Genomic DNA, 22,200 nt, shown 5'->3' with positions numbered 1-22,200 from the left:
CATGCTTTGCTGAAAGAGGCTTATGGTTTTTATTTAACGACTTACTTGTGAAAATCATGGTAGACGTTTGCATTGTTACATTTCTAATACGGAGCTATAGCTACTTCAAATTAACTATGCTATAATCCACATATTTTGTTAATAATTTTACGTTATAATTGTTATTTTCACAAAGGTAATGTTATGGCAGGCAGGGATATAAGATTCAAATTTCATGAGGATAAGTATGAAAAGCTTTGTTACGAAAAGTTTCCTCAAAATTCTTATTACGAAAAGTTTTCTAACGATTGTCATGGTTTTTTATTTAGAGCCGAAAGAGATTCTCAGACCTTTGCACTAAAAAAAGACTATTTATATCTTGAGTCTAATGGTACTAGTAAAGGGATTTATGGAACAACATTAATGAATCAGTCTGAAAAACTGCATCCTAATTTTGATGGGGAGGTAGGAGTTAAAGGCGAATGGATTTTTGAGATAAAGATACCAAAACAAGATTTTGATGATGTAGTAAGCGCAGCGCGTGGATTTGATTATGAACTTTTATAAGTAAAAAAAAGTTAATTAAAATATCCAGGTTTTACTCGTAAAATCCTGGATATAAAATGCTACCAAATTCTGTTTCCAAAAGTAAATAAGTTATGCATGAGTGTAGTGATTGTTACATTACTAATACGAAGCTATAGTTATTACACCTCTACCAAAATTATTTCAAATTAATTATACCATAATATACATATTTTGTTAATAACTTTACGTTATAATGGTTATTTTTACAAAGGTAATGTTATGTCAGGTAGGAATATAAGATTTAACTTTCAGGAGAAGGATTATACAGAACTTTGTCTAGGTTGTGATGATGCTTTATTTAGAGCCATTAGCGCTTCTACAATATTTACACTTGGGAAGAATGGATATTTGTATGTCCAGACTAATGATGTTGCTGAGAAATCGACTGAAAAGGCCAAATTAATGTATCGCAATGTGCAGAACGATAATGATCCTCAGGGACAAGTAGGATATATACCTAAATTTATTTTTGATATAAAAGTACCCGAAGAAGATTTTGATGATATAGTAACCTCAGCGTATGGATTTGATTACAACATTTTGTAACAAATAAATTAATTAAAAATATCTAGGTTCTATTGGTAGAATCCTGAATATACTATATTGGAGAATTCTACCTCCAAAAGTAAATAATTTACTAACGCTCGTGCACAAATAAAAAATAAATTATGCACGAGTGTAGCGCTATAAATACAGCGTGCTATATTAAAGCTTACCTCACTATTAAAGCTATCGGTCAGATTAGATTAAAAACCTAATCTGACCGGTTTCTCTATAACCCTCTAAACCCTGATATCATTATAGGTCAATTAGTTTAATTAGTGGTTAACATACAAATTGATTTTATCCATACGTTGAGATAGCATATAACATATTGATTTGAACTATCGTGCAGCTTTATAAATCGTTATTGTTACTTTTACTAGCTATATCAATAGTGATAGTTTTGAAATTACCTGAAAATTTAAGCAGCGCGTTAAATTGGTCTCAACCAATTCTAAGTTTTGATCTATCCTTTCGTATCATATTAATATCTTTTTTATCAGTTGCATTTTTAGTTGTTTTACCAGCCAGAACTTTAAGTTTCTCAGAGGTGATATCTTTTTTTGCTTATACTATTTGCTCACTTGGTGCAATTTTATCCAAGCAGATGATATTGGTTATAATATTCTGTGAATTAATGAGTATTAGTGCATTTTTTATCATCGCAGCGGGCTCCAAGGAAAGTGGACCAGCAATAAGGTACGCTTGTGTACACTTTTTTGTTGGAGTGATATTAATAGCAGGGCTAGCGCTTTTGCCTGGTCAAAATAGTAATGGATTAAATCTAATAATCATAGGACTACTCATAAACTGCGCTTGTTTCCCTTTTTCATTTTGGGTTGTTGATGCATACCCCGCTGCATCGCTGCATGGCACCACCTACCTCTCTTTATTTACTACTAAAGTCTCTTTTTTAGTGATGCTTTTACACACTTTTAGTTTATGGAAAAACCATGCTGAAGCATTAGCGTTATTAGGCTCTGCCACTACAGTTTATAGCATTATATTTGCTTCTCTTGAGAAAAATATTCGCAGATTTTTATGCTATAATGTTGTGGGGCAAATGGGTCTGCTAATTATTGCAGGAAGTTTGCTTGCTCCTTCAGAGAGCGCTATACCAATTCTTACATTACATATAATTTTCTCTCTTGTTTATCAATCATTATTATTCGTGGTTGCAAATTCAGTTATTGTGCGAACAAAATCAACTAGCTTTAATGGTATTGGTAAACTCGTGTCAGTGGAAGGCATGTGTGCTATAATTGCAATACTCTCAATGGCAGCATTTCCTGGAACTGCTGGATTTATTAGCAAATCATACATCGCAACTGAAGTAGGAATGAATGCTGCTGCTCTGACAGGGTATAAAAATTTATATAAGATTCTAAATTTACTGCTTTATTTGAGCGTAGGGCTGAAGTTCATTTATTACATATTTATTGCCAAAGGTAAGTCAAAACTCTCAGCAGAGAAAGAAAATAAACTACCTACGATCATTTTGGCGTTTATATGCGTAGTTGCTGGCAATCCTTATTTGTTTATTTACAATCAATCTTCAATTTTTGATCTGGTATACACCACAAAAAATATTTGGTCTCAATTTAATTTACTGCTGTGTACCACTTTATTGTTTATTCCACTCCGAAAGTTATTTTACCCAAGAATAAACTTTAAAATGGACGTTGATTGGATTTTTAGAGCTTTTGTGCCATATATTATCTCACTATTCAATAAATTGGCCTCTAAAATAAGAGAAATGTCTGCAATTGTATTGCAAAACTTGACTAATTTGCTTACTAGTCTATACTTTAATAATATTACTAAACTTGAAGGAGTGCTGAGTTATAATTCAGTGAGTTTTGTTTCGGCTGCTTCTCTCTTTTTAATTAGTGTTCTACTAGTGTTATTATGTTTAAATCATTAACCGATAGTTTAAATTCTGTATTTAATAAGCTTAAAGGAAAGTCAGTTATTTCCGAGGATGACTTTAACCTCGCTATGCGTGAAATACGTATAGCCTTAATTGAGGCTGATGTTGCACTCGAGGTAGCCAAACAATTTATCAATGATATTAAAGACAAGGTGATTGGAGAAAAAGTCATAAAAAGTGTTTCTCCAGCACAAATGATAATCAAAATTGTTCAGGATAATTTAGTTTCAGTTCTTGGATCAGAAAAAAGTGATTTAAATCTTACAACTAAACCACCTAGCGTGATTATGATGGTGGGTTTACAAGGCGCTGGTAAAACAACCACTTCAGGAAAACTTGCTTTAAAACTAAAAAAACAAAAGAAAAAAGTAATGCTCGCTTCACTGGACATTTATAGACCAGCCGCCCAAAAACAGCTTGAAGTGCTAGGTAAACAAATAGATGTTCACTCTCTGCCTATAGTAACGGATGAAAAGCCGCTCTTGATTGCGAAAAGGGCGCTGAAAGCAGCGAAAAACGATAATTATGATGTATTGATACTAGACACCGCAGGAAGGCTTCATATTGACGATAATATGATGAACGAACTGAAGGAAGTAAAAAAAGCCACTTCGCCTGCAGAAGTTATTTTAGTAGCTGATGCTATGATAGGTCAGGATGCAGTAAATATCGCAAAATCATTTAATGAGACAATAGGTGTAACTGGCATTATTCTCACACGTGTTGATGGTGATGCACGTGGTGGCGCTGCACTTTCGATGAAAATGATTACTAATTGCCCAATTAAATTTATTGCTTGCGGTGAAAAATTAAGCGACCTTGATGATTTTTATCCTGATAGAATTGCAAAAAGAATACTTAGCATGGGTGATGTTGTATCATTGGTTGAAAAGGCTGCAGAAATCGTCGGTCAGGAAGAAATTGATAAACTACAAAAGAAAGTAAAAAAAGGTAAATTCGACCTAAACGATTTAGTAGGGATGCTAAAAACCCTTAATAAAATGGACGGCATGGCTGGTATAATGAAGTTCATTCCTAATTCATTTACAAAAAAGCTAAGCAATGGTGTGCCAGATGATAGCAAAGTAAAAAAATATATAGCTATCATAAACTCAATGACTGAAAAAGAAAGGCAAAATCCAGATATTTTGAACGGAAAAAGAAGACTCAGAATTGCAAAAGGCTCTGGAACAAGCGTGCCAGATATTAACCTCTTAATTAAGCAATATGACCAAATGAGCTCCATGGTAAATAAATTCAGTAAAGTTGATCACAGCAAACTCAAAGAGTCTGATTTGATGGACATGCTAGGTAAAAAATAAAGAATTTACTAAATAGAAAAATTTCCTCTTAATTATATCTTTTTCCATGGGTAGCATCCTTTGATTTTTGAATATTTTTCATGTTTTTTCTTCTCTATATGGTGATAATAGGTATAACAGGTGGAATTGGGATAGGGAAGAGCTTTGTTGCTAGCTGTTTTGAAAAGCTTGGTGCTGCTGTGTTTGACGCCGATTCTGTTGTACATCAGCTTTACAAAGTGGATAAAGGCATAATAAGCCATGCAGAAAAAAATTTCCCTGGGGTAGTGATAGATGGTGAAATAAATAGAGCAGTACTATCTAAATATTTTTTAGCATATGACAAAAATTGGATTAAATTCCAATCTTTGGTTCATTCTGCTGTACTATGTAAATTAGAACTTTTCATTGAGTGTGAAAAAAAGATCAACAGGAAATTTTTAGTTTTGGACTTGCCGCTTCTATTAGAAACAAATATTCATTTATATTGCGATCTTATTATTTTTGTTCATGCGAATAGTGCTGTACAGAATCAACGATTAAGTGAACGTAATATAGGTAAAGAGAAACTTAATCTGATATCTAAAATTCAGTTGCCTATTGAGGTAAAAAGAAAGGCGAGTGATTTCATTATTAATACCGATGTAAGTGAAGAAGAAGTTTTTTCTCAAGTAAAGAAAATAGTAGATTCATTAACTTGAATATCTTGATAATTTTTGCTTAAATATTAATTAAGCTTAATAAATTTTCTTCTATTATGCAATTAATGGTACATTGGATTGTATCATTATTGAGGTTTTTATTATCATGTTTTATAAATGGATAAGCAATAACCTTTTCATCTTTTCGTACTACAGGCAAAGAATAAAAAACTTCAGTGCAGCAGTTATAATCCTTTAAAAATTCAGGAATCTTTTGTGTCTTCTTGAGCGGAGCGATGGTAACTGAGCACTCCTGTCCCCCCAGTATTGTACATCTGAATCTATTATCCCATTGAATAGATTCACTCATTGGCAAATTTATAGGCACCTCTTTGATTTTTGATGCTTCTCTAATTATCAAAATGCTTTCTCCGTATTTTTTTATTTTACATTCAGAAAGTGTGTGATTAATATCACAATCTTTTTGTAATATTTTATTAAATATAAAAATAAGGCTGTTGTACCTTGGTTTATAGTTTTTACTGCCAATTACCATTATAGAGTAAAGAAGAAGCCTCAAAGCTATCTCCTCTGGTAATTGATGAAATCTACTTAGCTTTATCTCAATAAATCCAAGTTCATGTATAGTGACGCAATCACTAAATGCAAGGCGTGTGTAGTGCATTAACGCTTTTGTAGCTCTTTGCATATGAAGAGCTGTAAGACATATTCTCTCCGTTAAAATTTCTTGGTTATCACTTGCTTTAAGTAGGTTACGATATAGAGTGCGCCTGTATTTTAAATCTTTATTGCTTCTATCCTCAACATATTTTAACTGGTGGAAATTTGCATATTTTTCTATATTGCTACGACTAAAATTCAGTAATGGTCTAAGTATACAAACATTATTCATGAAAGATTTGTAATGCATCGATGATAATCCATCTGTGCCACTACCACGCTCAAGTCTCAGCAAGAAAGTTTCTGCTTGATCATCTTTGTGATGAGCTACAAATAAATACCTAATATTATTACTTTTGCACCATTCTGTCAGTAGCTTGTAACGCGCTTCTCTTGCCCGCAGTTGGACGTTACCTGTGATATCTTGTTTTTCCCAATTTAATATAAACGATTCTAACCCAAGCTTTTTCGCATAATTTACAACAAAATTAGCTTCTTGTTTGGACTCTGGACGCAGCCCATGATCTACAGTTAGTGCTATAGGAAGAGGATGATGTTTTTTTTTTGTCCAATTAGTAATTAAATGTAATAAAACTATGCTATCTATACCACCTGATACTGCAACTGCAATTTGATCACTATGAACAGCAAAACTGTCGATTACATTTTGAAATAAGGTACAAACAGTGGTGTTATTCCAGCAATCCATAAATTGTCATCCAAGTAGCTTCCTGTCATCCCATCGCCCTCTTCTCGCCATTCCAGCGCTCTCTTCCCGTCATCCGAGTAGCCCATTCCTGTCATCCCAGTGCGTGACACTGGGATCTAGATATAAAAATATTTGCAAATTATAAATTGGTAAAGGATTCTACGAGCATATAATGTCCATAATGAAAATAAGATAGATCCCAGTGTCACGCACTGGGATGACAAAATAATGACCACTGGAATGACGAGTCTGCTCCTTTTGTCATGCAAATAGGATGACTACTTGCATCCAGAAAAACTATTTTCTTATTCCAGAAACCAAAATTTCTACTCTACGATTTTGAGCATGCTTTTCTTCATACTTAGAATTTCTAGTATCGTCTTTTACGTTAACTAAAGGCTCAACTTCACCTTTAGAAGCAGTTCTTATTCTCTTTTCCAAATAAGGCGTGCAGTTAACTATGAATTTTTTAGCTGCATCTGCTCTTCTAGCACCTAAAGCAAGGTTATATTCATGAGAACCACGATTGTCAGTGTGACCTGTCAATGTAACTTTTGCATCAGGATTGTTTTGTAAAACTTCAACTAGATCGAGTAACACATCGGCACTTACTTCAGTGACATTAGCTTCATCATAACCGAAGAAAACCTTTTTATTAACTACTTTGTTACCTACTTGCTTAACAACAGGATTCATTTTATTTATTATGTTTACCGCTTTCTTTGGGCAAGAACTCACACCCGTAAGCAGCAAACAAAAACAACACATTACAACCAGTCTACTCCACATTACTAAACCTCCATAATTTTAAATAGTACGTGACTTTAATTTCATTAGCTAATAATCTCTCCATATCGCAATACAGTCAAGAAAAATAAAATACTAAATACTTTTTCTATAGCTTTATAATTAATTTTCCGATAATGTGCCCGACTTCCCGTCGAAAAACCCAATAACGGCATAATTTTTTATTGTACTTTAAGTAAATATACTTTTAATTTTATTGTTAATCTATTACGATATTAAATAGATGTTTTTTAAATAATAACAAGAATTAATAAATATGAAATCTTATAAATTTTTAGAGGAAGTGCTATATAAAGTAAAGAATATTGAGAATACATTAAAGGTGTTAAATCAAAGCCAAATAAGTGTAGAGGATAAAGTTGAACAAATAAGTCTTCTTGAGGAGATTAGGTATGAAATCATCTCTCATGATTTGATAAAGGAGTCATTAGCAGATGCTTTAAGTATGAAAAATAATACAAATAGTTGGCAGTTAAAATTAATAGAGAAGATGCACAAAAGCACCAGCGCTATTCCTGTTGATTTGGTAAAATCTTTATCAAAAGCTAAAATTGAATGCCAACATTTATGGAAACTGTCTCGTTCTGAAGCTAGTAACTTAGTGAATCTAAAAGAACGTTTTACTGATTTAATTAAACTTATTCGTGAAGCAGCTTCTATAAAATCTGAGCAATTAAAGTGTTCAAAATACGATTCACTACTTGCTGACCATGATTCTGATATCACAGAAAAAGAAATAAAAGAGATATTCCCTAAAGTAGGCAAATTTTTTAGCGAAAGTGTAGGTAAAATAATTGAAAAGCAGAAGAAGAATAAAATTACTAGTATACAAAAAATTCCCACTCAAAAGCAGGTTGAACTTGGTTCAGCATGCTTACAGCAAATGGGCACTCAGCTGAGCGGAATTTGTACTTCTTATGATCACGTTAACTTACCAATAGAATACGATGAATCTGACTTTTGTTCCGGTTTATTCTCGCTTTTGCGTCATAGTGGTTATGGAATTTATCAAAAATATTTAGCACAAAACAATATAAGCAGCCAAATCACAGGGCGTGTTATGTATGAAACTCAAGGGCTGTTTATGGAAAAGATGATTGGATCGTCCAGAGAATTCACTGAATTTATTCAGCCTCATATACAAGAGAAATTTGCTGTAAAAGGTAAAGTCGGTGCAAAAGCCACCAGTGGTGAGAATTTGTATTTAATTTTTAATAAAGTAAATCTTTCATCTCCTTTCAAAAATGCGGATGAATTCACTTTATTGGCGCATATTATGCTAAGAACTAAACTAGAGCAAGATATAATAAACGGTAAATTAGAAGTTAAAGATTTACATGACGCATGGCTGGAAGGTACGAAGCATTATAAAATTCCGGTTAAAGTTGAAAACGAGATGGACACTTATTTTCAAGATGAGTATTGGGCAAGTGGTATTGTAGGTTATTTCCCACTTAAAATTATAGCTTTAATTGCTGCTGCGCAGATTTTTTCTTTCATTAACAAGAACCACAACGAATCCTTAAATGCTATAATAAAAGGAGATTTTAGTTTACTTATCAGTTGGTTATCTCAAAATGTATACAGTGCAAAGTGTGGGATTTTAGATCTCCTAAAAAATGTAACAGGTAAAGGTTTAGACGTTGAGTCTGTTACTTATTACTTATCTGAAAAGCATGGTTTATCTGAGTAGCTTGAGTTGTATATGAGTTTTGTTCGAAAATTAACCGGAAAGTTTTGCAATCTTTTTGTTTTCAAAAGTTTATTTGCTAGTGATATTGCTATAGACCTTGGCACTGCAAATACTTTAGTTTATCAGAAAAATAATGGAATAGTACTGGATGAGCCGTCAGTTGTGGCAAGAATAAAAGAAAAAGGAAATTATGTTCCATATGCCTTTGGTAAAAAAGCTAAGATGATGCTTGGGAAAACTCCTGGAGAGATAGAGGCAATCAGACCTTTAAAAGATGGGGTCATTGCTGATTTTAAAAGTGCAGAGGAAATGCTAAAACATTTCATACGCAGCGCAAACACGAAGTTTACCATTAATAAACCTAATATTATTATATGCGTTCCATCTGGTTCAACTCCAGTTGAAAGACGTGCTATACAAGATGCAGCAGAAAGCGCTGGTGCAAATGAAGTGTTTTTAATTGAAGAGCCAATGGCGGCAGCAATTGGAGCTGGTCTTCCAGTCACCGAACCTGAGGGCTCCATGATCGTTGATATAGGAGGTGGTACAACTGAAGTTGCAATCATTTCTTTAGGCGGGATTGTATATTCACGTTCTGCCAGAGTAGGTGGTGATATTATGGATGAAGCGATAAAATCGTATATTCGTGAGAATCACAAATTGCTCATTGGTGAAACAACAGCTGAAAAAATTAAGAAAAGCATAGGTTCAGCTAGCTTGCCTGGTGAAAGTAATAAAGAAGGAATGATGATTAAAGGCAGAGATTTAGTTAGCGGCATGCCGAAAGAAATGCTTTTATCCGAATATCAAGTTGCAGAAAGTTTAATAGAACCTGTACACCAGATCATTTCTGCTATTAAAACAGCGCTGGAGAGCACTCCACCTGAACTTTCTTCTGATATAGTGGACAGAGGAATAGTTTTATCTGGTGGTGGTGGGTTACTGCGTAATTTAGGTAAAGTTATCAGTGAAACAACAAAATTACCAGTACGCGTTGCAGACGATCCACTTTGTTGCGTTGCCTTAGGTAGCGGAAAAGTCCTTGAAAACATGGATTATTTCAGCCATGTTTTGTTCAAGCAGGACTAAGGAAAGTATAAGACTTCTATATCTATTTATAACTTTACTAATGACAGATCCTTCAGCTCAAAAATACAGCCTGCCTTTTCTGCAAGTTGGTGATTATGAATCATTACAAGCATAGATTGATTTTATGTACTAGTAGCTCCTACTAGTGTATGCTTCAGGCTCTTCTACATCACTAAATTTACTTTGTACTTTATCAATAATTTTATCAACAGCCCACATTAGTGGAGTGATAACCAGCGCAGCAGCCCAAACAATAGCAGCACAAGCATAATTAAAAGCTGCAGTGAAAAAGTCTATAAATTGACGAGTAACATAGTCATATGCTTTACTTCTTAGAATACTTGAATAATCTACCAGCGATTTTGTTAAGCTTTTTGATTCATTATATGGACTTTTTAAATCAAATATTTTTGTTAATAACTTTGCTGGCCAGTATGTCGAATACGCAAGCGCTAAGCATAAAGGTGCTAAAACAATACTGAATGATAAGTGTGTAATCTGGCCAATAAGGGAAGAAATTACACTTTGTATAGGACGCACAACACTATTAATATAGTCTACAGACTTATAAAAACTATTTTGTGGAACTTCATTTCTACTATTACGATTATACCTACATGGAACAGTGCCATACTTAGAATATGTCTTGAAATTTTCATATATACTTGATTCCCTAGCTGCATAAGCGGTACATTTCGCTAGACCAGTGTAATTACCTTTAAACATTCTACCCTCCATATTAAAAAATCATACAATAATCAGCATAGTCTAAATTTGGGATAATTGCAAGCTTTATAATTTCACTAATGACCGCTCCTTCAATTGAAAAATACAGTCTGCCTTTTCTGCAAGCTGATGGTTATGAGTCACTATAAGCATAGAGTGATTATTTTCCTTTATATATGAATATAATAGCAAAAATACGTCTAAAGAATTTGTTGGATCTAAATTTCCTGTAGGCTCATCTGCGAGTAAAAGTTTTGGAGAGTTCACGATACTTCTTGCTATTGCAATCCTTTGCCTCTCTCCACCAGAAATTTCAGATATCATGCTATTTCCTTTGTTCTCCAGCTTGAATTTTTCTAGTATTCTTTGTGAATTTTTTTTTGCTTCAGTTTTACTCTTTCCTGCAATAAGTTGAGGAAGCATAATATTTTCAAGTACAGATAATTCTTGCAGAAGGTAGTGGAATTGATACACAAAGCTAAGGAAATTTCTTCTTATGTCGGTCTTCTGTTTATTGCTAGCTTGTGTACAATTAACTCCATTTATTGCAACCACACCAGAAGTTGGTTTATCCAATAGGCCTGCAATCTGCAGCACTGTTGTTTTTCCGGAGCCTGAATCACCGATCAGCGCAACTACCTGTCCTTTTGCAATACTTAAATTGATATCTTTTATAACGGTGGAATTATCCTTGAAGCTTTTATTTATAGAAGAGAGCTTTAGTGCTATATTATCATCTGTCATCGCAGTAATCCCAATGGTGTCATTCCAGTAGCCTTTCCTCTTTAATCCCAACGCCTTTTTTCTTGTCATCCCAGCACCTTTTTTCCTGTCATCCCAGTGCGTGACACTGGGATCCAGTTTTCTTACTTAACAATTTCATTATATCAATCTTTTACGCTCACTTGCAGTTATATAAATATAATAACCTTTCACATATAATTAACAAATTAACTAGATTCCAGTGTCAAGCACTGGAATGACACCCTTGGGGCTGCGCATAGTACTTGCGCCTTCAAAATTAGAACGCTTGTACAGGAGTGTGTCCGCTACTCAGATGGCAAAAAACGACCATATGAATAACACTAATTTTTTACTAAACTGAGAAACTGCTACCACACCCACATTGAGACTTAGCAAGAGCATTCTTTATTTGAAAACCAGAACCACTTAAATCCTCAGTGTAATCTATAACTGAATTATTTAAAAATTTCGCTGAACAGTTATCGACCATAAGCACAGGATTTCCATTTTCATCCTTAATTACTATATCTCTGCCTTTTGCGTTGAAGCTGGAGTGCCTTCTATAATCTTCTTCGTCATCAAAATCTTCATCATCTTCATCTTCATCATCACCGTAATCATCATCATCATCGTCATCACTCAAAGATAGATTTTTGTTCATTTGATCTATAAGAAAATTATATTTAAAACCAGAACATCCGCCACCTGAGACTGCAATTCGCAAAACAGAACTCTTATCCTCTTCTTGATCTACAAGAGAGTGAATTTTTTTTAATGCATTGTCAGTTAAGTTAATGTTGTAATTTGTTGACATAGTCACCGCCGTTTATTATTGATCAGTTTATTATAGTGGAAATTTTACATGTCAAACAATAATTTTCTATTAAGTTATGCATGCTTTCCGAATAAAACAAGAGGAAGGCACTTTAAAGAATCAGAAAATGACGATCGTAGTTGTTTTCAACGTGATCGGGATCGTATTATACACTCTAATGCATTTAGAAAATTAGAGTACAAAACACAAGTTTTTATTAATTATGAGCATGATTACTATCGTACACGACTCACGCATAGCCTTGAGGTTGCACAAATTGCAAGGTCTATTGCACGCAGACTTAGTTTAAATGAAGATATTACCGAGTGTATAGCGCTTGCACATGACTTGGGTCACCCACCATTTGGTCATGCAGGTGAAGATGCACTTAAAAAATCAGTAAAAGATTTGAATCTTGATAACGAAAGATATGAGTTTGATCATAATGTTCAGGCTATAAGAATTTTAACCTATCTTGAGCAAAAACATGCTGATTTTGATGGTATGAACTTAAGTTGGGAAGTTGTTGAAGGAATTGCAAAGCATAACGGACCATTGCTTGGAAAATATGCAAACTCTTCTACAAATAATCAGTTATTATTAGAATATAATGAAAAATATGATCTAAAACTTGAAGAATTTTCAAGTATTGAAGCGCAAGTTGCTTCAATTGCTGACGATATTGCTTATAATGTTCACGACCTTGATGACGCATTAAGGGCAAATTTAATCACCATTGACGATTTGCTGGATGTTCCGTTAATTGGCAAAGTGTTTGAGGATATAAAAGATAAATATTCAGAATTGCCTCAAAGCAAACTTATACATGAGTCACTGAGTAAAACAATAGGTATAATGATAAGTGATGTTGTTTCTCAGACTGAAAAAAACATCAAGGATTTTAACGTGCAAAATGTAGAAGATGTAAGAAAATTAGATAAAATGCTAGTCACATTTTCACCGAAAATTGAAAATGATACAAAAGAAATGAAAAAATTCAATATGGAGAAAATATATAGGAGTTATAAATTGAACAGAACAATGAACAAAGCAAAACGTATAGTGCAGGAACTTTTTCAATGTTTTTATGAAAATCCTGGTCTACTTCCAACTGAGTGGAGCAAGCTCGCTTATGAATCGCAGCGTTCATTAATAATATGTGATTATATTTCTGGCATGACAGATAGATTTGCTATACATGAGCACAGACGCATTTTTGACACCTCATATGAAATGACTTCTTTCTGATGCTTGATGATAATTTCATGTCCATTGCACTCAAGCTTGCAGAAAAGAATCTTGGAAATGTTGCGCCAAATCCTGCTGTTGGATGCATCATTGTAAAAGATAATGTTGTGGTTGGTGAAGGATATACAGAAATCGGTGGACGCCCACATGCAGAAGTAGTTGCTTTGCAAAATGCAAAAGGCTTAGCTAGTGGCGCAACTATGTACGTCACTCTTGAGCCATGTTGCCATCATGGAGTTACAGGACCTTGCACCTCAGAAATCATTGATGCTGGAATAAAAAGAGTAGTAATTGCAACTATTGACCCTGATGAGAGAGTTTTAGGGAGTGGAATTAAAATTTTGCAAGAAGCTGGGATCGAGGTCACATGTGGGATTATGCAAGAGGAGGCAGAAAAACTAAATATCGGGTTTTTCACCACTCAGAAATTACGCAGGCCATTTATAACTTGTAAAATTGCATCAACTCTTGACGGAAAAATCGCAACATTTGCAGGCGAAAGTAAGTGGATAACAAGCGAGGACACGAGAAATTGGGTGCACGAGCTTAGAGCAAAATACGACGCGATTATGATAGGAAGCAACACCCTTGTTAATGATGACCCACTACTCACTTGCAGATTACCAGGACTTGAAGACAGATCACCAATAAGGCTGATTATAGATAGCCAAGATAAATTGAAGGAAGGGCATAATATTGCAAAAACTGCAAGTCCAAAGCCAACAACGTACCACTCAATGTCATTCCAGTGCTCTCTTTTGTCATCCCAGTGCTCCGACACTGGGATCCAGATTCCAGCGTCACGTGCTGGAATGACAAGAGGCTCAACGTGGGTGATCACAAATAAAGAAGTAAAAGAAAAGATAAGAAATATTCACTACTTAGTAGTCAGTTCAAATAATGAAAATAAAGTCTGTTTAAAAAGCACTATGTCAAAACTTGTTTCAGAAATTGGAATAACCAGGCTATTAGTTGAAGGAGGGGGTATATTAATTACCGAGTTATTAAAACATAACTTAATCGATAGATTGATAATATGCCGCAGTGGTAAAATTTTAGGCAATGACGCCACTCCTTTTATAGCGAATTTAGGGATTGAGTCCATTAATCAGTGCTATAAGTTCAAAAAGGCAGAGATAATAGACTTTAGTGATGATGTAGTGGAAGTGTGGGATAAGCTGCCTTGAAACACAACGTGCAAGTGTCATACTGTAAAGGTCAACTAATTCATTGACAAATTTTGCAGAAAGCCCAAAGGAGTGATACCTCTAAGATTGAATAAGTAAGATTTCCCGACATCATACCGCGATTTATTCCACAACTGTACGAACCTCTAGTTTAATGCGTATAATTGCGATGTCATTCCAGTGCTACGACACTGGAATCTAGTTTTCTTACTTAATGATTTCATCATATAAATCTTTCCAATCTTGGTTTTCTTGTTCAATCAAATCAATTTTTCAAACTCTCTTCATTAAATTTGATGTTATACCAGCACATAAAGTACCATTACGCTCACTTGCAGTTATATAAACATAATAATCTTTCATATATAATGAATAAATTTACTGGATCCCAGTGTCGAAGCACACAACTGTACGAACGTCTAATTTAGCGATAAGATAGGAAAAAAATTAGGGTGTGAAGTGTGTTTTATTACAAAGAAATAATATCAAAATTGCCGAAAGCAGTGTTAGATGAAATAGGCAAAGCGGTTGGCGTTGATTACAAAGTGGGCAAACTTACGGGAGAAAATATATTTAATTTACTGCTGTACAGCATATTGGAGAAAAACGAGCTGAGCTTGCGGACTATCGAGGAAAATTATCGTCGGATGTTTTGCCTGAATACGCGCCATTCATCGGTGGCAAGCCGCTTAAAAACGATACCAATTAAGTACTTCGAAAGAATTTTTTCGTTCGTTTTACAAAGTTTTTGTAACCAAAAAGACCAAGAAAAGCTATTAATTATAGATTCCACAACCCTGCAGTTATCGAGCAAATTACTGCAATCTGCAATACCATGGCGTGGTGGTGCAAAGAATATGGTAAAGTGCACCGTTGCCACTGACGGCAGGTTTGCAAAGTTGCTGAACTTGTATACTCAAGCCAAGGGCTCCTCTGACAGCACATCGTTCCGGGAAATGATTTTAAATCACGGTCAAGAGTCGATTTGCATATTTGATCGAGGACTGCAAAAACGTGCAACTTTCGAGGAGTTTATAGATAAAGGCATACATTTTATCACACGTGGCAACGATAATATTCGTTATCAAATTGTGCGTATCCACGGAAAAGTTGCAGGCATGCAGACTGGAACGCTTGAGCTAATGGAAGATGTAGTAGTCAGGCTGGGGCAAAAAGGTTCAAGATTTTTGTCGTTTGAAATCAGGCTAATTAAAGCGCAAAATCGACAGAATGGCGAAGTTCTCACATTTTTGACTAATATTTATGAAATGTCTGCTGAAGAAGTCTGCGCTCTTTACAAAAGGCGCTGGTCAATAGAAGTTTTCTTCAAATTTATCAAGCAGGAGCTCAACACGAAGCATTTTCTTGGACATAGCAAAAACACAATTTTGGTCACACTATACATGATTCTTATTGCTTCGGTTTTATTAACAGAATACAGAAAACGCAGCGAAATCAAGAGTTATAAGTTTGCAAGGAGAGCTTTTATGAATGAACTCAGGCTTGAAATCCTAAAACCTGTCATTGAATATTGTGGTGGAAACCCAGAAAAAGTCTACGATTATTACCTTTTTCACTTTCCATAACAAACGTTCGTACACTTGTGTGTCGAAGCACTGGGATGACACCCTTAGTTGAAACTTAACACCCGTCCTATCGCCTTACGGGATGTTCGTACAGTTGTATGCCGGAGCACTTGGATGACAGGAAGAAGATATAGCTGGAAATGCTTGCAGAGTATAGACCTTCTTGTTGGTAAAGCTATTATGGAGATTTACCATTTGGTTTAGAAAGCACTATAGTTTCGCATTGGATCTGACTGAGCGTAGATATAAACCTACGCTCAGATGCATCTAAAGTAGCACAAAAGGGTCATAATACGGTCTAAGTGTACTTTTAATAGCACTGATCATAACAGCAGTAATACGACTTTTTGGTATGCTATCCGTACGTTTATTTGGTCGTTTTTCAAAAGAAGAAGTAGTGGTTTCAATAGCTTGCTTCTTTTGAGGTAAATTAGTTATTGCTTTGTGCTCAGTAGAAGAAAGCGCTGTTTTGTCTTCATTATCTTTAATATCAGTTTTGGCTCCTTTGTCCAAAAGAAATTTTACTGTTCCAATGCAGCCACGAGCAGAAGCAGAATGTAATGCTGTTTTGCCTTTATTATCTTGAGCATTAATATCAGCACCACGTTCCAGAAAAAGATTCGCTATATTTTTGCGACCAAAATCCAAAGCGGTATGTAATGCAGTTTGACCTTGATTATCTCTTGCATTAATATCAGCACCTCTTTCCAAAAGAGTTTTAACTATATCAGGTTTATTATACTTGGCAGCAAAATGTAATGTTGTTTTGCCTTTATTATCTTGGGCATTAATATCAGCACCATTTTTGATACATTGTAGCACCTGACCATAATCATTTTGACTAGCTGACTCAATCATTTGTTTATTTTGTAATGCAGTGATTATTTTTTCATTCTTAGCAAAAAAAAGTGGTTTTGTACCATTATAATCCTCGGTATTATGGTTAGCACCTTTTTCCAAAAGAAGTTTAACTGTATCAGGGTTATTAGCAAGAGCTGCATAATATAACGCAGTTTGACCTTTATTATCTTTGGCATCAATATTAGCGCCTTTTTCCAAAAGAAGTTTAATTGTATCATGGTTATTAGCAAGAGCTGCATGATGTAATGCTGTTTTGCCTTCAGTGTTTTTAGCATTAATATCAACAATACCAATACAATCATTGAGATATTTTAGTACATTATCATAATCATTATTCTGAATTGATTGGGCTAATTCATCCAATAATACAACGCGATATTCATTAAAGCACTTCTGTAATTCATCTTTTATTGTTTGCTTTATTTTCTTGTCTAGATAAAACTCTTTTATAGGGCTCCTAGTAAGCGGACATGTCCCTTTTTCTTGCATCCATCGTAAAATTTTACGATATTCATATACGGTAGTTGAGCGTATATCATTATCATATACTATTCTAGCGGGTTCTAATATTAATTCTCCACTTATTAGACATATTAGACCACTCTCTGTAAAGCGGCTATCGGCTTTCTCAATAGCTTTTTCAAGATGCCCCCCTATTAAACGCTCATCGTTTGTAAGTCTATTATTATTTTCACGATATTTTTTTAAAATTTTATATAAATCATAACGCTCAATATTGCTTAACATAATTTTACCTTCACTATTAAAATGCTAATATATATACTTATAGTTGAGTTTGCAAGTATTTTTTCTAATTAAAAGACGCAATATTCTAATTTATTTTATTGAGAAAAAAGTTGTTACTTTCCAGTTTTATTCTTGATTAATTCTAAGGCCTTTTTCAGATCTATGCTTTCAACATCTACATCCTTACCTAAAGCAACATTTATTTTTTCACATTTTATATAAAATCCGTATCTGCCTTTACAGATAAAAATTTCTTTTCCTTTTTCATTAAATCCGAGAGACTTCAGCTCTTTGCGCGGGCTATTTGCAATGATTTGCACTGCTTCATTTAATTCGGTGCTCAGCACTTCATTAAAGCCCTTTTTAAGAGAAAAATATTTGCCATCACAAAAAATATAGTATCCAAAACGCCCAAGACCGACTTTTACTTCTTTTCCAGTTTCTGGGTGCTCTCCGATCACTTTTGGCAAGGAGAGTAACTTAGTTGCAGTATTCAGATCAACATCGTTAACGTTTATGTCTTTTGGTATAGAAACTATTTTTTTCTTTTCTGACTCACTACTAAGTTGCACATAAAGCCCGTAAGGACCTTTTTTGATTAGCACTTCTTGTCCCGTTACATCATCTACACCCAAACTTTTTGGATATTCTGAGGCTCCATTAGTATTCACAATTTCTTTTGTATGGTGGCATGTAGGATAGTTAGAACATCCAAGAAATACTCCACCTCGCCCAAAGTTCAATTTTAATATTCCATCCGAACAAATTGGACATTTTGTATCAACATATTTTTTCCCTTCTTCTGAACAAAACCAATCAATTATCAAATCATGAATGCCACTAAAAACCTCATCATGCGTCATTTGCTTGACAGAGCTTACATGATCAAAAAATGGCACCCAAAAATGGTCTAATTCTTTCTTCCAATCCGCATGCCCATTTGAAATTAAATCAAGCTTTTCTTCCATTTGTGCTGTAAAGTCGTATTCTACACAACGATGAAAAAATACTTTTAAAAATATAGTAACGATTTTACCGCGACTGCTTGGAATAAATCTTTTGTTATCTAGCGTAACATACTCACGGTCCTGTAATACAGAAATAATTGCTGCATAGGTTGACGGACGGCCTATACCGATTTCTTCCATTTTTTTGACGAGACTTGCTTCACTGTAACGTGGAGGTGGTTGAGTGAAATGTTGTTTTGGATCGACTGAAATAAGCTTACATGCTTCCCCTTCTTTCATGATGGGTAGCAGGCCTTCATTTGCATCCTCTATGTTGTCTTGATAGACCTTATAAAAGCCATCAAACAATATACTTGATCCATTTGCTCGCAGAATCACCTGATTATCAGCAGAGCTGATTTCAACTACTACTTGATCCAGTATTGCTGATTCCATCTGGCTTGCTATGGTTCTTTTCCAGATCAAATCATACAATTTAAATTGCTCTGGTGTTAGGTAGTCTTTAAGACTTCTTGGTGTTCTGTTGATATCAGTTGGCCGGATTGCTTCATGTGCTTCCTGAGCGTTTTTTACTTTTTTAACATATTGACGAGGAGACTGCGGCAGATATTTATCGCCATATAATGACTTAATCGACTCCCTAATAGAGCTTATAGCGTCATCTGCAATGTGAAACCCATCTGTACGCATGTAAGTTATTAAACCAACGGTTTCTCCACCAATATCAATACCTTCATATAAATTTTGAGCTATGCGCATAACGTTTTTCACATAAAAGTGCAGCTTATTTACTGCATCTTGCTGGAGACTAGAAGTAATAAATGGAGGAAGCGGGTTTCTCTTAACCTGCTTGTGCTCTATTGTTTTTACAGCATATTGCCTTGATTCAATTTGCTTAACTAAGTCTTTTGCTTCTTCTTCATTCTTAATATCAAATTTTTCTAGCTTCTTATTATCATAGTGGCTCAGCATAGCAAAAAAAGCTTCATTTTTGCTGTTTTGCATTTCTGCTTTTATGTTCCAATATTCCTGTGATATAAACTTACTAATTTCATCTTCTCGTTCGCATATAAGCCTTAATGTGACAGACTGCACACGTCCTGCAGACTTACTACCAGATAATTTTGTCCATAATAATGGTGATATATTGAACCCTACTAAGTAGTCCAAAGCCCTACGCGCTTGCTGCGCATGGACTAAATCCATATTTATTTCACGTGGATTTTTTATTGCTTCTTGTACTGCTTTTTTGGTGACCTCGTTAAATACTACCCTATAAATGTTATTCTCATTACTGATTGCTTTCCTTTCCTTTAATGCCTCAACCACATGCCAAGCTATTGCTTCTCCTTCTCTATCTGGATCTGTTGCAAGATATATATCGGCTGTTTTACTTGCTTCCTTTACTAATTGACCTAAATATTTTTCTGCTTTCTCAATGATTTCATACTTTATAGCAAAACCATTATTCGGATCTACAGAACCGTTTTTTGCTGGCAGATCTCTTACATGTCCAAAAGATGCAGCTACTTTAAACTCTTTACCAAGATATTTACCTATTGTCTTTGCTTTCGCAGGCGACTCCACTATTAATAATGCCATAATCGTTAATTGTTAGTACTTAAAGATAACATATTGACAAATATACAATGAAAAGTAAAAAAATGCTTTAATAAACAGTTCATATTTTCCAAAACAACGTAGTGCGTACGGAATTACTTTGATATGTTAAATTAACTTAATTATTTAAATACCAAGAAAGTTTTAATTAAATTTCGACGGAATTTATGTATATTGAGTCGCTTTACTTTTAGAAAGAAAGGCCAAAAGCTATTTCAATATTTTTTTTAGTCGACTGATTTCATCAGCAAACTTTGGATCAGTCTGTATAAAATTTTCTATTTGTTTTACTGCATGTATGACGGTAGCATGATCTCTGCCACCAAAGCTCCTTCCAATATCAGGTAGACTTTTTTGCGTAAATTTTTTAGCAAAATACATAGCTACTTGCCTTGGCCTTGCAAGATTGCGTGTCCTTCTATTGGATTGCATATCTGAAATCTTGATATTGAAAAACTCTGCTATTTTCTTTTGTATTTCTTCTATTGTGATCGACTTATGGTTTGATCTAAGTAGGTCCATGAGGGTTTCGCTGGCTGATTCTACTGTCATGCTCCTTCCAATTAATGAAGTATGTGCAACTTTATTTAATGCTCCTTCTAATTCTCTTATATTGGATTTTATGTTTCTTGCCAAAAATTCTAACACATCCTTTGGAACATACATGTTCATTTGTTCTATTTTTGCTTGTAGTATACCGAGCCTCAGTTCAAAAGTTGTTTCATTAATGTCTGCTACTAATCCCCAACCGAGTCTTGATTTTATCCTTTCTTCTACACCATCAAGGTCACTTGGAGATCTATCAGCTGATATAACCAATTGTTTATTTTGATCTATTAATGCATTGAAAGTATGAAAAAACTCCTCTTGTGTGCTATCTTTACCACTAATAAATTGCACATCATCCACCATCAGTACGTCCACTGATCTAAATTGCTCTTTAAATAACATGATATCTTTGCTTCGGAGCGCCGTGATATACTGATACATAAATTTTTCTGCTGATAAATATACCACTTTTCTTTTTACTGATGTGGAATTTACTATGTGCCAAGCTATGGCATGCATTAGATGTGTTTTACCAAGCCCCACTCCGCCATATAGGAACAAAGGATTGCTTCCTGATATTGGATCCACAGATTCCGCTACACGCTTTGCAGCGGTAAATGCTAATTCATTTGACTTTCCTACTACAAAATTATCAAAAGTGAATCTTGGATCCAGTGGTGAACCAAGATTACGATTACTTTCCTCTCTGTTTTTCAATATGATATTAGAGTTTGAATTCCTTTCTTCAGCAACTTGAATATCAATAGAATGTATGTTGGTATCTTCATTTTGCCATAATGATAATATTTTCTCCATATAATGAACTGTAATCCACTCTTTTATAAATCTCGTTGATACAGATAATAAAACTTCACCGTTCCTGGTGCTAATAAATTTAAGTGAACTTAGCCAGCTATTATATGTTGCTTCTCCATAGAGATTATAGAGACAATTTTGGATTTTCTCCCAAGCTGCGTTGTGATCTGTTACTGTAAGAATTTGGTCAAAAAACATAGTAGAAACTCTAGGATTAGTTAAGTTCATATACCACACCAAAAAAAAACAATAATTAGAAAATGCAAGATTATCAATAGCTTGTTGCAAAACGAAAAGCTAGTGCTACTTAATACACACTGAAAATTATGGTGATTTTTTGACGAGTTGTAAAGGGTATAAAAACACTAAAATT

General features: G+C 34.5%; 19 protein-coding genes. 10 read left to right on the top strand and 9 right to left on the bottom strand.

The window, feature by feature from the left end; all coding sequences use genetic code 11:
• Positions 1-183 precede the first annotated feature (183 nt).
• The 5 genes from ASM33_RS00095 to coaE all read left to right on the top strand — a co-directional run bounded on the left by ASM33_RS00095 (position 184) and on the right by coaE (position 5,042).
• Positions 184-546 carry a hypothetical protein gene (locus ASM33_RS00095; RefSeq protein WP_110409579.1) on the top strand — a complete coding sequence of 121 codons (363 nt, stop codon included), beginning with the start codon at positions 184-186 and terminating at the stop codon, positions 544-546.
• 240 nt (positions 547-786) lie between these two features.
• Positions 787-1,113, top strand: coding sequence for a hypothetical protein (locus ASM33_RS00090; RefSeq protein WP_110409580.1), 327 nt, complete (start codon positions 787-789; stop codon positions 1,111-1,113).
• Between the two features lie 343 nt (positions 1,114-1,456).
• Positions 1,457-3,034: a proton-conducting transporter transmembrane domain-containing protein gene (locus tag ASM33_RS00085; protein WP_110409581.1), complete on the top strand. Its 1,578-nt coding sequence runs from the start codon at positions 1,457-1,459 to the stop codon at positions 3,032-3,034.
• A complete protein-coding gene (ffh, locus tag ASM33_RS00080) occupies positions 3,019-4,362 on the top strand; it encodes a signal recognition particle protein (protein WP_110409582.1) in 1,344 nt (447 codons plus the stop codon). The genes ASM33_RS00085 and ffh overlap by 16 nt, the downstream gene beginning before the upstream one ends.
• 101 nt (positions 4,363-4,463) lie before the next feature.
• Positions 4,464-5,042, top strand: a complete 579-nt coding sequence (gene coaE / locus ASM33_RS00075) for a dephospho-CoA kinase (protein WP_110410540.1) — start codon at positions 4,464-4,466, stop codon at positions 5,040-5,042.
• Positions 5,043-5,061: 19 nt separating this feature from the next.
• Here coaE and tilS read toward each other — a convergent pair whose 3' ends face one another.
• From tilS to ASM33_RS00065, 3 genes are all read right to left on the bottom strand, one after another.
• Complete coding sequence (gene tilS, locus ASM33_RS00070) at positions 5,062-6,372, bottom strand: tRNA lysidine(34) synthetase TilS (protein WP_110409583.1); 1,311 nt, start codon at positions 6,370-6,372, stop codon at positions 5,062-5,064.
• Entirely contained in the window at positions 6,324-6,482 is a 159-nt protein-coding gene (locus ASM33_RS08250) for a hypothetical protein (RefSeq protein ID WP_157956335.1), read from the bottom strand. The genes tilS and ASM33_RS08250 overlap by 49 nt, the downstream gene beginning before the upstream one ends.
• 187 nt (positions 6,483-6,669) lie before the next feature.
• Positions 6,670-7,161: an OmpA family protein gene (locus tag ASM33_RS00065; RefSeq protein ID WP_110409584.1), complete on the bottom strand. Its 492-nt coding sequence runs from the start codon at positions 7,159-7,161 to the stop codon at positions 6,670-6,672.
• Positions 7,162-7,435: 274 nt separating this feature from the next.
• Here ASM33_RS00065 and ASM33_RS00060 point away from each other — a divergent pair, with 274 nt between their 5' ends.
• Together ASM33_RS00060 and ASM33_RS00055 are read left to right on the top strand one after the other, a co-directional pair.
• A complete protein-coding gene (locus ASM33_RS00060) occupies positions 7,436-8,872 on the top strand; it encodes a gluzincin family metallopeptidase (protein WP_110409585.1) in 1,437 nt (478 codons plus the stop codon).
• A 12-nt stretch (positions 8,873-8,884) separates the two neighbouring features.
• A complete protein-coding gene (locus ASM33_RS00055) occupies positions 8,885-9,961 on the top strand; it encodes a rod shape-determining protein (RefSeq protein WP_110409586.1) in 1,077 nt (358 codons plus the stop codon).
• A gap of 129 nt (positions 9,962-10,090) precedes the next feature.
• Here the strand turns inward: ASM33_RS00055 and ASM33_RS00050 are convergent, their stop codons facing one another.
• The 3 genes from ASM33_RS00050 to ASM33_RS00040 form a co-directional block, all read right to left on the bottom strand.
• Positions 10,091-10,687 carry a hypothetical protein gene (locus ASM33_RS00050; RefSeq protein ID WP_110409587.1) on the bottom strand — a complete coding sequence of 199 codons (597 nt, stop codon included), beginning with the start codon at positions 10,685-10,687 and terminating at the stop codon, positions 10,091-10,093.
• Positions 10,688-10,753: 66 nt separating this feature from the next.
• Positions 10,754-11,431 carry an ABC transporter ATP-binding protein gene (locus tag ASM33_RS00045; RefSeq protein ID WP_110410541.1) on the bottom strand — a complete coding sequence of 226 codons (678 nt, stop codon included), beginning with the start codon at positions 11,429-11,431 and terminating at the stop codon, positions 10,754-10,756.
• Between the two features lie 352 nt (positions 11,432-11,783).
• A complete protein-coding gene (locus ASM33_RS00040; RefSeq protein ID WP_110409588.1) occupies positions 11,784-12,245 on the bottom strand; it encodes a HesB/IscA family protein in 462 nt (153 codons plus the stop codon).
• Between the two features lie 48 nt (positions 12,246-12,293).
• Between ASM33_RS00040 and ASM33_RS00035 the strand changes: the two genes are divergently transcribed.
• The 3 genes from ASM33_RS00035 (at position 12,294) to ASM33_RS00025 (ending at position 16,266) form a co-directional block, all read left to right on the top strand.
• Positions 12,294-13,493, top strand: a complete 1,200-nt coding sequence (locus tag ASM33_RS00035; RefSeq protein WP_110409589.1) for a deoxyguanosinetriphosphate triphosphohydrolase — start codon at positions 12,294-12,296, stop codon at positions 13,491-13,493.
• Positions 13,493-14,680 carry a bifunctional diaminohydroxyphosphoribosylaminopyrimidine deaminase/5-amino-6-(5-phosphoribosylamino)uracil reductase RibD gene (gene ribD / locus ASM33_RS00030; RefSeq protein ID WP_110409590.1) on the top strand — a complete coding sequence of 396 codons (1,188 nt, stop codon included), beginning with the start codon at positions 13,493-13,495 and terminating at the stop codon, positions 14,678-14,680. The genes ASM33_RS00035 and ribD overlap by 1 nt, the downstream gene beginning before the upstream one ends.
• 461 nt (positions 14,681-15,141) lie before the next feature.
• Complete coding sequence (locus ASM33_RS00025) at positions 15,142-16,266, top strand: IS4 family transposase (protein WP_110409390.1); 1,125 nt, start codon at positions 15,142-15,144, stop codon at positions 16,264-16,266.
• A 267-nt stretch (positions 16,267-16,533) separates the two neighbouring features.
• On the opposite strand, the gene ASM33_RS00020 is transcribed toward ASM33_RS00025, so the two are convergent.
• From ASM33_RS00020 to dnaA, 3 genes are all read right to left on the bottom strand, one after another.
• Positions 16,534-17,874, bottom strand: a complete 1,341-nt coding sequence (locus ASM33_RS00020; protein WP_110409591.1) for an ankyrin repeat domain-containing protein — start codon at positions 17,872-17,874, stop codon at positions 16,534-16,536.
• Between the two features lie 113 nt (positions 17,875-17,987).
• Positions 17,988-20,444 carry a type I DNA topoisomerase gene (gene topA / locus ASM33_RS00015; RefSeq protein WP_110409592.1) on the bottom strand — a complete coding sequence of 819 codons (2,457 nt, stop codon included), beginning with the start codon at positions 20,442-20,444 and terminating at the stop codon, positions 17,988-17,990.
• 228 nt (positions 20,445-20,672) lie between these two features.
• Complete coding sequence (gene dnaA, locus ASM33_RS00005; protein ID WP_110409593.1) at positions 20,673-22,055, bottom strand: chromosomal replication initiator protein DnaA; 1,383 nt, start codon at positions 22,053-22,055, stop codon at positions 20,673-20,675.
• Positions 22,056-22,200 lie beyond the last annotated feature (145 nt).

Origin of the sequence: Wolbachia endosymbiont of Folsomia candida (assembly GCF_001931755.2) — a bacterium.
Taxonomy (GTDB): Bacteria; Pseudomonadota; Alphaproteobacteria; order Rickettsiales; family Anaplasmataceae; genus Wolbachia.
Note: the sequence above shows the minus strand (reverse complement) of the source record. Positions and strands in the feature narration are given on the sequence as shown.

Coding starts and splice junctions, on each gene's coding strand:
- ASM33_RS00095 (WP_110409579.1), top strand. CDS start 184: ATGGCAGGCAGGGATATAAGATTCAAATTTCATGAGGATAAGTATGAA.
- ASM33_RS00090 (WP_110409580.1), top strand. CDS start 787: ATGTCAGGTAGGAATATAAGATTTAACTTTCAGGAGAAGGATTATACA.
- ffh (WP_110409582.1), top strand. CDS start 3,019: ATGTTTAAATCATTAACCGATAGTTTAAATTCTGTATTTAATAAGCTT.
- tilS (WP_110409583.1), bottom strand. CDS start 6,372: ATGGATTGCTGGAATAACACCACTGTTTGTACCTTATTTCAAAATGTA.
- ASM33_RS00065 (WP_110409584.1), bottom strand. CDS start 7,161: ATGTGGAGTAGACTGGTTGTAATGTGTTGTTTTTGTTTGCTGCTTACG.
- ASM33_RS00060 (WP_110409585.1), top strand. CDS start 7,436: ATGAAATCTTATAAATTTTTAGAGGAAGTGCTATATAAAGTAAAGAAT.
- ASM33_RS00055 (WP_110409586.1), top strand. CDS start 8,885: ATGAGTTTTGTTCGAAAATTAACCGGAAAGTTTTGCAATCTTTTTGTT.
- ASM33_RS00050 (WP_110409587.1), bottom strand. CDS start 10,687: ATGTTTAAAGGTAATTACACTGGTCTAGCGAAATGTACCGCTTATGCA.
- ASM33_RS00045 (WP_110410541.1), bottom strand. CDS start 11,431: ATGACAGATGATAATATAGCACTAAAGCTCTCTTCTATAAATAAAAGC.
- ASM33_RS00040 (WP_110409588.1), bottom strand. CDS start 12,245: ATGTCAACAAATTACAACATTAACTTAACTGACAATGCATTAAAAAAA.
- ASM33_RS00035 (WP_110409589.1), top strand. CDS start 12,294: ATGTCAAACAATAATTTTCTATTAAGTTATGCATGCTTTCCGAATAAA.
- ribD (WP_110409590.1), top strand. CDS start 13,493: ATGCTTGATGATAATTTCATGTCCATTGCACTCAAGCTTGCAGAAAAG.
- ASM33_RS00020 (WP_110409591.1), bottom strand. CDS start 17,874: ATGTTAAGCAATATTGAGCGTTATGATTTATATAAAATTTTAAAAAAA.
- topA (WP_110409592.1), bottom strand. CDS start 20,444: ATGGCATTATTAATAGTGGAGTCGCCTGCGAAAGCAAAGACAATAGGT.
- dnaA (WP_110409593.1), bottom strand. CDS start 22,055: ATGAACTTAACTAATCCTAGAGTTTCTACTATGTTTTTTGACCAAATT.